Annotated in this window: 12 protein-coding genes and 1 pseudogene; 9 read left to right on the top strand and 4 right to left on the bottom strand. The window is 70.9% G+C overall.

From position 1 onward, the window contains the following. Positions 1–219 precede the first annotated feature (219 nt). Positions 220–3,150: an FAD-binding and (Fe-S)-binding domain-containing protein gene (locus ABT186_RS31100; protein WP_351927883.1), complete on the bottom strand. Its 2,931-nt coding sequence runs from the start codon at positions 3,148–3,150 to the stop codon at positions 220–222. A 37-nt stretch (positions 3,151–3,187) separates the two neighbouring features. Continuing rightward, entirely contained in the window at positions 3,188–4,354 is a 1,167-nt protein-coding gene (locus ABT186_RS31095) for a pyridoxal-phosphate-dependent aminotransferase family protein (RefSeq protein ID WP_351237261.1), read from the bottom strand. Between the two features lie 95 nt (positions 4,355–4,449). On the opposite strand from ABT186_RS31095, the gene ABT186_RS31090 reads away from it, so the two are divergent. The 9 genes from ABT186_RS31090 (at position 4,450) to ABT186_RS31050 (ending at position 12,870) form a co-directional block, all read left to right on the top strand. Then, on the top strand, positions 4,450–5,190 hold the full coding sequence (locus ABT186_RS31090) for an IclR family transcriptional regulator (protein WP_351237263.1): 741 nt from the start codon (positions 4,450–4,452) through the stop codon (positions 5,188–5,190). An 895-nt stretch (positions 5,191–6,085) separates the two neighbouring features. After that, positions 6,086–6,781: a response regulator transcription factor gene (locus ABT186_RS31085; RefSeq protein WP_228620834.1), complete on the top strand. Its 696-nt coding sequence runs from the start codon at positions 6,086–6,088 to the stop codon at positions 6,779–6,781. A 6-nt stretch (positions 6,782–6,787) separates the two neighbouring features. Further along, on the top strand, positions 6,788–8,131 hold the full coding sequence (locus ABT186_RS31080; RefSeq protein WP_351927881.1) for a sensor histidine kinase: 1,344 nt from the start codon (positions 6,788–6,790) through the stop codon (positions 8,129–8,131). Positions 8,132–8,399: 268 nt separating this feature from the next. Continuing rightward, on the top strand, positions 8,400–8,837 hold the full coding sequence (locus tag ABT186_RS31075; RefSeq protein WP_351927879.1) for a hypothetical protein: 438 nt from the start codon (positions 8,400–8,402) through the stop codon (positions 8,835–8,837). Continuing rightward, positions 8,834–9,778 carry an FAD:protein FMN transferase gene (locus tag ABT186_RS31070; RefSeq protein ID WP_351927877.1) on the top strand — a complete coding sequence of 315 codons (945 nt, stop codon included), beginning with the start codon at positions 8,834–8,836 and terminating at the stop codon, positions 9,776–9,778. Before ABT186_RS31075 ends, ABT186_RS31070 begins: the two co-directional genes overlap by 4 nt. Next, entirely contained in the window at positions 9,775–10,512 is a 738-nt protein-coding gene (locus ABT186_RS31065) for a ferric reductase-like transmembrane domain-containing protein (protein ID WP_351927875.1), read from the top strand. The genes ABT186_RS31070 and ABT186_RS31065 overlap by 4 nt, the downstream gene beginning before the upstream one ends. Continuing rightward, on the top strand, positions 10,509–11,864 hold the full coding sequence (locus ABT186_RS31060) for an NADH-ubiquinone oxidoreductase-F iron-sulfur binding region domain-containing protein (RefSeq protein ID WP_351232003.1): 1,356 nt from the start codon (positions 10,509–10,511) through the stop codon (positions 11,862–11,864). Before ABT186_RS31065 ends, ABT186_RS31060 begins: the two co-directional genes overlap by 4 nt. Positions 11,865–11,869: 5 nt before the next feature. Further along, on the top strand, positions 11,870–12,115 hold the full coding sequence (locus ABT186_RS31055) for a ferredoxin (protein WP_228620829.1): 246 nt from the start codon (positions 11,870–11,872) through the stop codon (positions 12,113–12,115). A gap of 116 nt (positions 12,116–12,231) precedes the next feature. Continuing rightward, positions 12,232–12,870 (top strand): hypothetical protein, encoded by a 639-nt coding sequence (locus tag ABT186_RS31050; protein WP_351927873.1) that lies wholly within the window; start codon positions 12,232–12,234, stop codon positions 12,868–12,870. A 551-nt stretch (positions 12,871–13,421) separates the two neighbouring features. Here ABT186_RS31050 and ABT186_RS31045 read toward each other — a convergent pair. Both ABT186_RS31045 and ABT186_RS31040 read right to left on the bottom strand, forming a co-directional pair. Continuing rightward, positions 13,422–13,508 (bottom strand): annotated as a pseudogene (locus tag ABT186_RS31045) (integrase core domain-containing protein); the annotation flags it as partial. Positions 13,509–13,929: 421 nt separating this feature from the next. After that, positions 13,930–14,196, bottom strand: a complete 267-nt coding sequence (locus ABT186_RS31040) for a transposase family protein (protein WP_351927871.1) — start codon at positions 14,194–14,196, stop codon at positions 13,930–13,932. Between the last annotated feature and the right edge of the window lie 76 nt (positions 14,197–14,272).

Raw genomic sequence — 14,272 nt, 5'->3', positions numbered from 1 at the left:
TGCCGGATGTCTCAGCGCACTGACTGCACGCGAGACTCGTGGGGCGTGCTGCGTCGTCTCCCTTCTTGATGTGCCTACCGCTCGGCGGTCTTCGCACAGGCGCGGCCGAGGCCGGGCGGGCAGTGACACGTCATACGGATGTGCGGGCCCCGGCGGCGGTGCTGAGCATCGTGTGAGCCCCGCCTTGGGGGAGGAATTCAGCCGGGATCGCCCGGTCTGTCAGGTGGTGTGGAGCGCGGAGCGGACGAGTTCCACAGGGTGGAGGGCGCGGCGTCCGCCGCCGTGGGAGATCTGCTGCCGGCAGGACACACCGGTCGCTACGACGACGGTGTCGGGGGAAGCCGCTTTGATGGCTGGGAAGAGGCGGTCGTTGCCGACGGTCATCGACAGGTGGTAGTGCTCGGATTCGTATCCGAAGGATCCGGCCATGCCGCAGCATCCGGCGTCGAGTTCGTCGACCGTCACACCGGGGATCCGCTTGAGGAGCGCGATGGTCGCGGCGGTCCCGACCTCGGCCTTCTGATGGCAGTGGCCGTGGTAGAGCAGCCTGCGCCCGGCGAGCCAGGAGTCCGCACGCAGCCGTAGCCGTCCGTCGTCGATGGCTTCGGTCAGCAGCTCTTCCACCTGCTTCACCCGGCCGGCGACGTCCTTGACCGCCGCGTCGTCGGGCAGCAGCGCCAGGTGCTCGTCGCGCAGAGTCATCAGGCAGGACGGTTCGCACCCCACGATCGGCGAGTGCGGTTCCCCGCGAGCGGTGAGCACCTGGGCGAGTGCGCGCGCCTTGTGCTTGGCGTCATCGATGAGCCCTTTGGACAGACTGGACCTGCCACAGCAGCCGCCGGCCTCCAGGTGGACCTGCCATCCTGCCAGTTCCAGCAGTTCGATCGCCGCCCGGCCGATGTCCGGCTCGGTGAAGGTGGTGAAGGAGTCCGCGAGGAAGACGACCGTTCCCTGGGTGGCGGGGTGTGCCGTGGGCGTGCGGCGGCTGAACCAGCGCAGCAGGTTGGCCCGCACGAACGTCGGTAGCGGCCTGGCGGGGGTGATGCCGATGAGCCGGTCCATCAGCCGGCGCACCGATGGGATGCGCCCGGGCAGGTTGGACAGCGGTGCGGTCGCCGAGCCAAGGCGGTTCAGCGAACGGATCGTACCGAAGATCCTGGATCGTAGCGGTGTGCCGTGCAGGTCGTGGTGGTGTGACAGCGTTTCGGTCTTGAGCGCGGCCATGTCCACGCCGAGTGGGCATTCGCTCTTGCACGCCTTGCATCCCAGGCACAGGTCCATGATGTCGTGCAGCCGGTCGTCGCCGAGAGCTGCCCGGGGATCGGGCTGTGACAGGGCGTTGACGAGCGCGTTCGCCCGGCCGCGGGTGGAGTGCTCTTCCTGGAGTGTCGCCATGTACGAGGGGCACATGGTGCCGGTGGCGCTCTTACGGCAGAGCCCGATGTTCATGCACCGGTCCGCCGCGCCGCGCATGCCACCGACCACCTCGAAGGACAGCCGCGTCCGCACCGGGGTGGCCGGTGGCAGTGCCGCGTCCCGCAGGTTGTCCGTCATCGACGGGGCGTCCACGATCTTGCCCGGGTTCATCCGGTTGTGCGGATCGAATACGCCTTTCACCTGGCGCATGGCCTCATAGAGTTCGTCGCCGAAGAGTTCCCGGTTGAACTCGCTCCTGGCCAGCCCGTCGCCGTGCTCGCTGGAGTTGACGCCGCCGTACTCCCTGACCAGGTCCTTGATCTCCTCCGCGACCGAGCGCATCGTGAGCACCTGGGCCGGATCGGTCAGATCGAGGAAGGGGCGGATGTGCAGGCAGCCGACCGAGCAGTGCCCGTAGAACCCGGCCGTCAGGTCGTATCGGTCCAGGATCGCCTTGAAGCGCCGGGTGTACTCGGCGAGGTGCGCGGGATCGACCGCGGTGTCCTCGATGAAGGCCAGCGGACGGCGTGAGCCGACGCTTGCGGCCATCAGCAGACCGAGGCTTGATTTGCGCACTTTGAGCAGGGCTGCCTGCTGGTCGGCGGTGACGGCCTGCAGCGTGTGATAGCCGTGGCCGTGGCGCTGCCACAGCGCGGTCAACCGCTTCAGCTGTCCGTGAAGCCCGCGCTCGTCGTCCCCGGTGAAGGTCACGAAGAGCAGCGCCTGGGGGTCGCCTTCCAGGATGGTGCCCAGCGAGGCGTATTCGATCTTCTGCCGGGACAGTTCCAGGATCGTACGGTCCATCAGCTCCACAGCGGCCGGATCGCAGGCCAGCGCATCTTCGGTGGCCGCGATGGCGGCGGGCGTGGACGTGAAGTGACCGACGGCGATCACCGTATGAAGCGGCTTGGGCACGAGGTCGACCAGGGCCTGGGTGGCGACCACAAGCGTGCCCTCGGAGCCCACGACGAACTTGGCCAGGTCGAACGGTTCGTCCCCGGCGAGCCGGTCCAGCCGGTAGCCGCCGGCGCGCCGCCAGAACGTGGGGAATCCCTCGGCGATGGAGGAGGCGTTCTGGTTCAGGATCTCGGGCAGCCGCCGGTAGAGATCGCCCTCGAGGGTGGCTGCCTGTGCCCGGCGTGCCCGCTCTGTTTCGTTCACTGGTGCCAGGTGGGCGAGGCTGGCGTCGCTGAGCACCACGTCCAGCTCTCGTACGTGATCGATGGTCATCCCGTAGCGGACCGACCCGCTGCCCGCCGAGTTGTTTCCGATCATGCCGCCGATCGTGGCGCGGTTGCTGGTCGAGGTGTCGGGGCCGAACATCAGCCCCTGCGGGGCGGCGGCCCGGTTGAGCTGGTCCTGCACCACGCCCACCTCGACGTGGGCCGTACGGTTGTCGGGGTCTATCTGAAGTATGCGGTTCATGTGCCGGGACAGGTCCAGCACGAGGCCCGGCCCGATGGTCTGGCCGGCGAGGCTGGTGCCGGCCCCGCGCGGGACGACGGGCACTCCGTGTTCGGCGGCCGCCGCGACCGTGGCCGCCACATCCCCGGCGTGGCGGGGGAACACCACGCCCATCGGAGTTATCGAGTACATGCTCGCGTCGCGCGCGAACAGGTGCCTGGTGTAGTCGTCGAAGGCGACCTCGCCGTCGAGTTCCCGCCCAAGCTTGCGTATCAGGTCCTGCGTGATGACGTGTTCGCCGACGGGCCCTGAACTCCTGGCCGTGGTCACTGCTCGTTTCCTCCTTACCGGTGTTGCACTGCGCTGTTCACTCGGCGCGCAGCAGCTCCAGTGCGGCACTCAGGCCGGCCGGGTTGATGTCCACACCTGCCAGTTCGAGCCCCATCTGAACGCCGGCGAGCGTTCCGGCCAGGGTCAGGTCGTTGAAGTGACCGAGGTGGCCGATCCGGAAGACCCGTCCCGCGAGCTTGCTCAGGCCGGTGCCCAGGGACATGTCGAAGCGGTCCAGGATGATGTGACGGACCTTATCGGCGTCGTGCTCCTCGCCCAGCAGTACCGCGGTCAGGACACTGGAGTACTCCCGCTCGTCGGCGCACAGCACCTCCAGGCCCCAGCCCTGGACGGCGGCCCGGGTGGCCTCCGCATGACGGTCATGCCGTGCGAACACGTTGGGCAGGCCCTCCTCTTCGAGCATGATCAGGGCCTCGCGCAGCCCGTACAGCATGTTGGTGGCGGGGGTATAGGGCCAGTAGCCGTGCTGGTTGGCCTCGAGAATGGGTGTCCAGTCCCAATAGGACCGCGGCAACCGCGCCCGCCCGGCGGCGGCGAGCGCCTTCTCGCTGACCGCGTTGAAGCCGAGCCCCGGGGGCAGCATCAAGCCCTTCTGCGAGCAGCTGATGGTGACGTCGACACCCCACTCCTCGTGCCGGTAGTCGATCGATCCCAGCGAGGAGATCGTGTCGACCAGGAGCAGAGCGGGATGGCCCGCCTCGTCGATGGCCGCTCGGATCTCCGGTACACGGCTGGTGACGCCGGTGGAAGTCTCGTTGTGGACGACCATCACCGCCGCGATGGAGTGGGCCTTGTCGGCGGCCAGCCGCTCGGCGACGACCTGCGGGTCCACGCCGCGCCGCCAGTCGCCCGGAACGAAGTCCACTTCCAGCCCGAGGCCTTCGGCCATGCCGCGCCACAGGGTGGCGAAGTGGCCGGTCTCGAACGCCAGCACACGGTCGCCGGGGCTCAGCGTGTTGACCAGCGCCGCTTCCCACGCCCCGGTCCCCGAGGAGGGATAGATGACGACGGGACCGCTGGTGCCGAACACCGGCTTGACTCGTTCCAGGACGTCCAGTCCCAACTCGGCGAACTCCGGCCCCCGGTGGTCGATGGTCGGTCGCGCGATGGCCTGCAGTACCCGGTCGGGGACGCTGGTCGGGCCAGGGATCTGCAAAAAATGCCGCCCAGTATGCGTCGTCACTTGTGATCACTCCAACTTCTGTGCCGTAATACGGCACACCGTTCCGTAAAAAGGTACGGGGAGGTTAGGGACGAGCGATCAGGGAGTCAATGGAGATGCAGAACGTTCTCAACGCTTTGCGAGTCCTTGAAGAGGTCGCAACGCGGCAGCCGATCGGCGTCGGCGAGCTGTCACGCGTTCTGGGCATGCCCAAGAGTTCCGTCCAGCGTGCACTGCGCACGCTGGGCGAGGCGGGGTGGATCCGTCCCGCAGGAGGCGAGGTCACCCGCTGGGTCGTGACCACGAAAGCGCTGGACGTGGGCCGGCACGCCAGCGGCGACCTCGGTCTGCGCGACGCGGCCGTACCGCTGATGGAAGAACTGCGCCGGCGCACCGACGAGACGATTCACCTGACCGTTCAGGAAGGGAACAAGATGGTGCTCATCGAGCGGCTGGAGACGTCCAAGCCCGTGCGCACCAGCATGTCCCTGGGACATTCCCTGCCCCTCCACGCATCCGCCAACGGCAAGGCGGTACTCGCGCACAGCCCTGCCGAGGTGATCGGCCGACTGCTCGCCGAGGGGCTTCCGCGCTACACCGACACGACCATCACCGACCCCGACCGGATGCTCGCCGAGCTGGAGCGGATACGAGCACAGGGCTATGCGACCAACAGGGGCGAGTGGCGGTCCGACGTCGGCTCAGTCGCAGCGGCCATCAGGGGTGCAACCAAAGAGCCGATCGCGAGCCTCAGTGTCAACATCCCGATGACCCGATTGACTGACGAATCCGAGTCCTTCTTCGGCGCCGCGGTGAGCGAGGCGGCGAAGACCCTCTCGGCGCGCCTCGGGCACTGATACGGCCCCACCCCGCCCGCATCCGCATGACGTCAGGCCGTGGTCTCTCGCCTCAGTAGCTCCCGGCCGAAGCCGCTACGCCGACCTGATTACTGACTGCATCTCCTGTCGATCGCCTTCAGAAGACGGTGGACCGGGGCAGCCTTCGACGCGAAGGCGAAAAGGGCAGGTCAGGGGGGTTTGCTCGCCTGTAGTCCCGAGGCCACTGGCAGTGCGAGCCCGGGTGCCGCCCCGTCACGGACGGGGCGGCAGCGATGGCAGGACGGGTCGTGGCGTAGGACATGCGGGCCGGCATCGGCGTGGCTCCTCACAACCGGCGACCGTTGCATGCGCGGTGTGAGGGGTGCAGGGCACGCCCCGGCCCCCCTGACACACCGCGATGCCCGCACGCCGACGGTGGGAACCGGGGGTCAGGACGCTCCGGTCGTCGTCTGCGCCGGCTGTGTGGTGGAGGCGGGAGCGCTGGCCCGGGGCTGCGGGAGCCTGCGGGAAGAGTGCCCAACCGCATCGGACACCGGTCCCGGGTTGCTCGGCAGCATGTGGGCGTAACCAACCCCGAGCAGAAGGGCTACGGCCGTCGCAGCGGTGGCGGTCCGGCGGGTCGTGGTGCCCACACGCCGAAGTCCGCGTTCGCGCCGCCGCACCGGGTCGGAGTCGTGTGTGGGTCCAGGCATGGACATGGGCCGGCCTCCTTCGGGCGAAGACAGCGCCGCGAGGCGATCCTCCGGCTCGCGTACGCCATGTCATCAGCTTGCGTCGCGCCACATCGGAGAGCCGTTCAGGAAAGCTTCAGATGTGGCAAAGCCAGGCGGATGCGATGCGGCAGCGGCTCCTGCGCGTGCCTTGCCCATCCGCCGGCCCGGAGACTCGTCCACGTCGTCCTAGGCTTGGTGCCGTGGAACAGAAAACCGGGCCCAGGGCGGATCCCGACGCGCTCACGGTGCTGGTCGTCGAGGACGATCCAGGGCTCGCCAGGTCGCTGGTACGCGGCCTGGACCGAGCCGGATACCGGGCGAGCAGCGTCGGCTCCGGACGCGGTGCGCTCACCCACGTACCGCCGCCCGATGTGGTCCTGCTCGACCTCGGTCTGCCGGACATGGACGGCATCGAGGCCTGCCGCGTGCTGCGGCGCCAGTCCGACATGGCGATCATCGTGGTGACCGCCCGCGGCGAGGAGGGCGACCGGGTCGCCGCCCTCGACGAAGGCGCCGACGACTACCTGGTCAAGCCCTTCGGCCTGGCGGAGCTGCTGGCACGCATCAGGGCCGTACTGCGCCGCATCCGCCCTGCCGGGCCCGAACTGCTGACCCACGGCCCGCTCGTCGTCGACCCACGCACCCGCAAGGTGACGGTCGGCGGCGAGGACGTCGCGCTGACGCCCAAGGAGTTCGACATCCTCCAGTGCCTCGCCGCCGATCCGGGTCGGGTCGTGACGCGTCAGGAGATCCTTGAGCGCGCCTGGGACGCCCACTGGTACGGGCCCACGAAGGTGCTGGACGTCCATATGGCCGCGTTGCGCCGCAAGCTGGGCGTGCCCGGACTGGTCGAGACCGTCTACGGGCGCGGCTTCCGCCTTGGCGAAGTCGGCTGACGCGCCGTGACCCGCCGCATCGCGCTCAGTGTCCTCGCCCTGATCACCGCGGTACTGGTGCTGGCGGTGGTACCGCTCGGGCTGCTCATGACCCAGCGCGAGCAGACCTCGTTCCGGGAGGAAGCGGCCGCGAAGACGAGGTCGATCGCCTCCGCTGCCGAGGAGTACCTGTCCGATCACAAGACGGATGCGGTGGCACCAAGCCTGGTCGAGGAGGCCCACAAGAGGGGCGACTGCGCGACCGTCTACGACAGTGCGGGCCATGTCGTGCTGTCGACCGCGTGTTCCGACGTGGCCGGGGACGACTCCAAGGGGCTGGTCTTCTCCGTGCTCGCCCACCCCGACAGCCGGGTGCGCCAGGACGATCAGTGGCTGACCACCGCCGTACCGATCGGTGACACCTCGCACCCCGTCGGGGTCGCCGTCCTGAGCCGGTCCGCCGATCCGCTGCACGACCGGATTCTGGCGATGTGGGGCTGGCTCGCGTTGATCGGAGTCGGTGGCCTGGGTGCCGCCGTGCTGATGTCGGTGCTGCTGGCCCGCTGGGTCGGTCGTCCGCTGCGGGTGCTGGACGAGGCGGCGCAGCGGCTGGGCGAGGGGGCGCTGGACGCGCGGGCGCCGGCCGGGGCAGGGCCGCAGGAGGTGCGGCGCCTCGCGGCGACGTTCAACACGATGGCCGGGCGCACCGAGGCCCTGGTGCACGGTCACCGGGCCGTGGTCGCCGATGTGTCGCACCAGCTGCGCACCCCGCTGGCGGCCCTCCGGCTGCGGCTCGACCTGCTCGCCGCCGACGCCGAAGGGGACACCGCGGCGGAACTGGCCGACGCGCAGGGCGAGATCGCCCGGCTGTCCCGGCTGGTGGACGGCATGCTGGCGGTGGCTCGCGCCGAGCACGCGGTGCCGCGACCGGTGCCGGTCCGGGTGGACCGCGTCGTGGCCGAACGCGTTGCCGCCTGGGAGCCCGTCGCCGACGCGGGCCGGGTCCGGCTCACCGCCGACTGCCGCCCCGGGCTCACCGCCTTCCTCGGCGAGGGAGATCTCGAGCAGGTGCTCGACAACCTGATCGCCAACGCCCTCGACGCGGTCCAGGAGGGCGGCCGGGTGCTGATCACCGGTAAGCGGCACAACGGGTCGGTTCAGCTGCGGGTCGTCGACAACGGCCCCGGGATGACCCGGGCCGCGCGGGAAAGCGCGTTCCGCAGATTCGGCAACCCCGAGGCGAGCGGTACCGGGCTGGGCCTGGCCATCGTCCACCGACTGGTCACCGCCAACGGCGGCACCGCCGACCTGCTGGACTCGCCTGGCGGCGGTGTGACCGTGGTGCTGTCGCTGCCCGCGTCCCGGCGCTGACGCGACCGCAGCAGCCAGTCCGAGTCCGGCGCTACGCGGACCATCGACGCCTGAGCCGCCCCAGGACAACTCCGAACACCCGCCGACCTCTCCGGGACACCTCGCATCACCGTCCCGACCAGCATGTTTGCTGATCTTTGCGGGTTCTGAAGGATTCCTGAACCGGTTCCCGACAGGTGCCCGCGCAGGCTGGTGGATGGATACCCACAGGCGTGGCCGCAAGGTGTCGAGCGCTTCACGACGGCACATCGACGGCCGAGGAGGAACCATGTCCCACCCCGACCACCCCACATCGGCCGGTGCCGTGCGTCGCCGGGAGCGCGGCCTGCGCCGGGTCGGAAGCACCACCCGCTGGGTGGCCGCCGCGGCCGCGGCCGGCTCCGTGGTGCTCGCCACGGGGTACGCCCGGGCTCTGCCCGGGAAGTCCTCGTCCGCGCCCGGGAGCACCTCCCGGCCGTCGACGCCCGCATCCGCCCCCACGTCGAGCACTCCTACCACCCCGCGGACTCCGTCGCACTCGGCGGACCCGTCCGGGACCGCCACCTCGGCCTCCCGCCCGGCCCCGCATACGACCGTGCCGAAGCAGCGGACGGCGCCCGTCCTGCCGTCCGCCACCGGTCCGTCCGCCCCCGCATCCGCGCATATCACGACGAAGCCCCCGGCACCGGCTCCACAACCGTCGCACACCACGTCGGGTGCGTCATGACCGCCGCCACACGTCCGGCATCGCTCTCCTTCCCTGCGCTGGGTACCACCGCCTCGCTTCTCGTCGCCGACCCGGACGGGATGGACGCGGCACGGCAGGTGCTCGAGGCCGAACTCTCCGCCGTCGACGCGGCGTGCAGCCGCTTCCGGCGCGACTCGGAACTCTCGCGCGCCAATGCCGCGGCGGGTGCCCCCCGTCACGTGAGCGCCCTGTTCGCCGAGGCACTGGACGTGGCGCTGCTTGCGGCGGAGGTGACCGACGGCGTCGTGGACCCCACCGTCGGAACCGCCGTGAACGCGCTCGGCTACGACGTCACGTTCGCCGCGCTGCGACCGCAGGACGTGGGCCCCGTACGCCTTGCGGGAGCGACCGCGGGCTGGCGGGCGGTGGAATGGGACAGCGCCGCCCGGCGGCTGCGGATGCCGCCGGGCATCGCGCTCGACCTCGGCGCGACCGCCAAGGCCCTCGCCGCGGACCGGGCCGCCCACCGCGCCACCGAGGTGGCGGGCTGCGGCGTCCTGGTCAACCTTGGCGGTGACCTCTCCGTCGCGGGCCAGGCGCCACCGGGAGGCTGGCGCGTCGCCCTCGCCGACGATCACGCGGCGCCCGGCGCCGGAGGCCGGCCCACGGTGAGCGTCACCGGGGGCGGCCTCGCCACCTCCGGCACCACGGTGCGAACCTGGCGCCGAGGGGGTCGCCGGCTGCATCACATCGTCGATCCCGCCACTGGCGACGTACCCGCCCCGGTCTGGCGGACCGTCAGCGTTGCCGCCGTCAGTTGCGTGGCCGCCAACATCGCCAGCACCGAGGCGGTCGTCCTCGGTGAACGCGCCTTGGGCCGGCTGCGCCGGGTGGGGCTGCCCGCGCGGCTGGTACGCGTGGACGGGACCGTCGAGCGAGTCTGCGGCTGGCCCGAGGACACTGCGGGAGGCGCCCGATGACCGGAATCGTCCCACTCGCCGCCGGCCCCAGCCCGCTGTGGTACGCGACCCGGGCCGGCGGCACCGTCGCCCTGGTGCTGCTCACCGCGACCGTCGCGCTCGGTATCGCCGTGGGCGGCCGGTACACACCGCGGCGGCTCGCCCGCTTCGAGGTGAGCGCGCTGCACCGCAACCTGGCGGTGCTGACCCTGGCCTTCCTGGCCGTGCACATCGTCACCGCGATCCTCGACACCTTCGTCCACCTGGGCTGGCTGGTGACGGTGGTGCCGTTCACCGCCTCGTACCGGCCGCTCTGGCTGGGACTGGGCACGGTCGCGTTCGACCTGCTGCTCGCGGTCGCGGCCACCAGTGCGATACGGCTGCGCATGGGGCAGCGGCGGTGGAAGACCGTGCACTGGCTGGCCTACGCGGCCTGGCCGGTCGCGCTCTTCCACGCCGCGGGGACCGGCACCGACACCCGGCTCACGCTGCAACTCGCCTTGTACGCCGCATGCGTCGCCCTCGTCGTCGCCGCCGTCTGGTGGCGGCTGTACCGGGCGGGCCCGGGCCGGGTCGCGATGCGGCTCTGGACGGGGGTCACCGCAGCGGCGGTTCCCGTGGTGCTGACCGCGTTCCTGAGTTCCGGGCCGCTGCAGCCGGGTTGGGCGCACCGCGCGAGAGGCCCCGCGCCAGCAGCCACGGGCGCCGTATACCCGGCGCCCGCGCCGACCGATGACGCCGGAGGGTCCGAATGACAGACGCAATGACGGACGGACAGCCACCCCTGGTGACCGGCGACGGGCGTGACGGCATGATGGGCCCGTACGGCTCCCGGCTGCTGCACGGCTGGTACGCCACCGGTGGCGCGGCCGACCTGAACGAGCACCTCGGCCGGTACGGTCCACCACCGTCTCCCCGCTCCGCCGACGCGGTCGACCGACTGGTGCGCGCAGTGGAGGACGCGGGACTGACCGGCAGGGGCGGCGCGGCCTTCCCCACCGGCCGCAAACTGCGCACGGTCGCCGGCGGCAAGGGCACCGCCGTGGTGGTCGCCAACGGCATGGAGAGCGAACCGGCCAGCCGGAAGGACGAGACGCTGCTGGACCTCGCCCCGCACCTGGTGCTGGACGGCGCCGCACTGGCCGCCGCCGCGGTGGGCGCCGACGTGGCGCACCTGTGCCTACCGCGCTCCAGGCAGGATCAGGCACGGGCTCTGCGCGAAGCAGTCGAGGAACGCCAGAGGCGGGGCCTCGACACGGTGCCGGTGATGGTGCACGAACTGCCCCACCACTACGTCTCCAGCGAGGAGACGTCGCTGGTGCGCTGGCTGAACGGCGGTGACGCCCGCCCGCTGGCGACCCCGCCGCGCCCCTTCGAGAAGGGCGTCGGCCGGCGCCCCACACTGATCGACAACGTCGAGACCCTCGCCCACCTCGCACTGATCGCACGCTACGGTCACGGCTGGTTCCGGAGTGCCGGGCGCCCCGACGCCGCGGGCACCACGCTCGTGACCCTCTCCGGCGCCCTGCGCACGCCGGGCGTCTACGAAGTGCCGATGGGCCGACCGATCGGTGAGGTACTGGACGTCGCGGGGGGAGCCTCGGAGCCGCTCGGATCCATCCTGCTGGGCGGCTTCTTCGGTAGTTGGTTGCCGGTGGACCAGGCCCTGGGAGTCCCGTTCGCCAAGCAGGAGCTGGCGTCACTCGGTGCGGGACCCGGTGCCGGAGTGTTCGTGGCGCTTCCCGCCCGTGCCTGCGGTCTGGCCGAGGCGGCCAGGGTGCTCGGATATCTCGCGGCGCAGAGTGCACGGCAGTGCGGACCGTGCCGACTCGGACTGCCGGCCGTGGCCGCGGACTTCGCGGATCTCGCCTGGGGCAGTCCCGACCCTCGGCTGAGGGAGCGGCTGGAGGGCCGGGTGGGACTGCTCGCCGGGCGCGGCGCCTGCCGGCACCCCGACGGCGCGTCACGCTTCGCGGCGACCGCCCTGCGCGTCTTCGCCCACGACGCACGGCACCATCTGAGCCTCGGCCCGTGCGCCGCGGCAGGCCACGAGCCCGTTCTGCCGGTTCCGGACACAGTGGTACCCGACGAGCGGGAATGGAGGTAAACGGCATGTCAGGCACACACTCCCTCGGGATCGACCGCATCGCATGCGACGGCTACGGCCTGTGCGCCGAACTCCTACCGGAACTCGTCGAGTTGGACGAGTGGGGCTACCCGATCGTGGGATCAGCCCCCCTTACGGGTCAAGCCCTCGGGCACGCTCGGCGCGCGGTGGCCGCATGCCCGGCACTGGCACTTCGCCTGGACCGGGCGCAGCATCGCGCACCGGACCGGCAGTCGCCCCAGCGGACATGAACGAGTTCTTGACCCCACGTCAGACATGCTTCTGCCCGCTCCAGCGCACCGCGAGGGAGTTGCGTCAGCACTGCCATCCGGGCTGCGCGGGGCCTGATCACCAGGAGGACGGACGAGTGACCGTGAGCGACGGCAGGGCTCTGGTGGACGGCAAGCCCGAGTGGCCCGGCACGATGTCCGGGGGGCCGGCGGGAAACGAGCGGCTGACCGCAGTGACCGGGGCGGTGCTGCTGGTTCTGTTCGCCGTCGAGGGCGTCACCATCCTCTTCCTCGGGCAACTCCTCACCCTGCACTTCTTCATCGGGCTGCTGCTGACCGGCCCGGTCTGCCTGAAGATCGGCTCGACCGGCTACCGGTTCTACCGCTACTACACGGGAGCGCCCGCGTACCGCCGCCACGGGCCGCCGGCACCGCTGTTGCGCGTGCTCGGCCCCCTGGTCGTCGCCACGAGCGTCGCCGTCCTCGGCTCGGGAGTGGCACTTGCCCTGCTCGGCCCCGACACCGGTCCGCTTCCGGTGCTCCTGCTGCACAAAGCCAGCTTCATCTGCTGGATCGCCGTGATGGCCGTGCACGTCCTCGCTTACGTCTGGCGCCTGCCGCGCCTCATCGGAGCCGACCTGCGCCGCCATCCGGCACGCCACGGGATCGCCGCCCCGCAGCGCGCCGGACGGTGGGCTCTGCTGGCGGTCGCGGTCGGCGCGGGACTGATCGTCGCACTCGCCGGAGTCCACCTGGTCTCCGCCTGGCGCAGATAGCGCCGCCGCTCCAGTGAACCAACCGTGTTCCAGGTCAGAGAGCAGACGCCGGCTTGCCACCGAATCCGCACCCACGCGCCACCCCTGTTCCGTGTGAAAACCTGGTTCGGACTGTCGCCCAGGCCGTTTCTCTGCCTGCGGTCAGGCAGCTTGCCGGTACTCGTCGACCTCACGCTTTCGCGAGTCGACACATCCCCCAGGTGAATTTCGCGCCCCCCGTCGCGGATGACGTGGGTGAAGTCGTAGGCACGCTGACCGAGTTGCCATATGAGCTGTCGGGCCTGCCGCGTGGCCCGGACGGCGGTGGTGTGGACGGTGACGCCCGGGACATGCACGGTGCGGGTGCGTGCCTCCATGACGAACAGGGCGTGCAGCCGCTGCGGGCTGATGGTGTCGACATGGAAGAGATCGGTGGCGAGCAGGCCGTGGGCCTGGGTCTTGAGGAAGGCGGCCCATTCGCCGCGCACCGGATGCCGGCACGGGGCTGGGCCGAGGCCGACGGCGCGCAGGATCCGGCGGACGCCGGCCGGACTGACCCTCTGCCCCAGCCGACGGAGTTCGCCGTGGACGCGCCGGAAGCCCCATCGTGGGTTCTCGGCGCCGAGCCGGATGATCAGGTCGCGCAGCTCCTCGGGCACAGGCGGGCGTCCCGACGAGGCGGGTTGCGTCCACTTGTCCTTGATCAGTCGACGGTGCCAGGCCGTACGCGGGGATGTTCGGCTCGCTGACCTGGCCGGGGTTACGGCGCTGGTGCTGACGACAGCGCCGGTCCGCCGACTTGTCGCGAGGGTGAGCCGCACGTGGCGTGCTGCGCGGTGGGTGGGCAGATCGCGTCCCCACCGGCGGCGAGGTCCGGCACCGCGGCGGCGTCACCGAGGGCGCCCAGCACCGATCCAGCATGCGGGGGACCAAGCCGGCAGCCGGCCCTGCGCCCTCACCGACCCACCTGGCGCTGCGCGATGACGGCCTGGGCGCCGTGCCTGGCGGCTGCGAGCGGGTGAACGGCGGTGCCGTCGGTGCGGGAGCCGCGCACGGTCTTGCCGTCCACCGCGAGCCCGATCAGCGCGTCATCGAGCTCGTCGGCAGGGTCGGTGCAGTGGCGGGCCAGCCAGCTCCCGACCAGTCGTCGACCGCGTCGCCGTCCAGCCGGGCCAGTAGTCGCCCCAGGGTGGAGGCGTTCGGGGTTACCTTGACCGGTCCGAGTGGCTGGTACAGGTCCGGGTCACAGTCGGCGGCGAAGCGGGCGATCTGGGCCAGGGAGCGCGCTCCGCCGAGCACGGCGACCAGGCACACGGCCAGCAGCGATCCTAGTGTCGTGCGCCGCAAATCACACGGGTAAGTTGCTACTCTTTTCGGGTGTCGCATCCGGGGCCTTCCGCAGTGTCGATCACGTTGTCTGAGG

It is taken from the genome of Streptomyces sp. NPDC001634 (genome assembly GCF_040298185.1).
Lineage (GTDB): Bacteria > Actinomycetota > Actinomycetes > Streptomycetales > Streptomycetaceae > Streptomyces.
The sequence above is the reverse complement of the archived record's forward strand: the minus strand, read 5'-3'. Positions and strand labels throughout refer to the sequence as shown.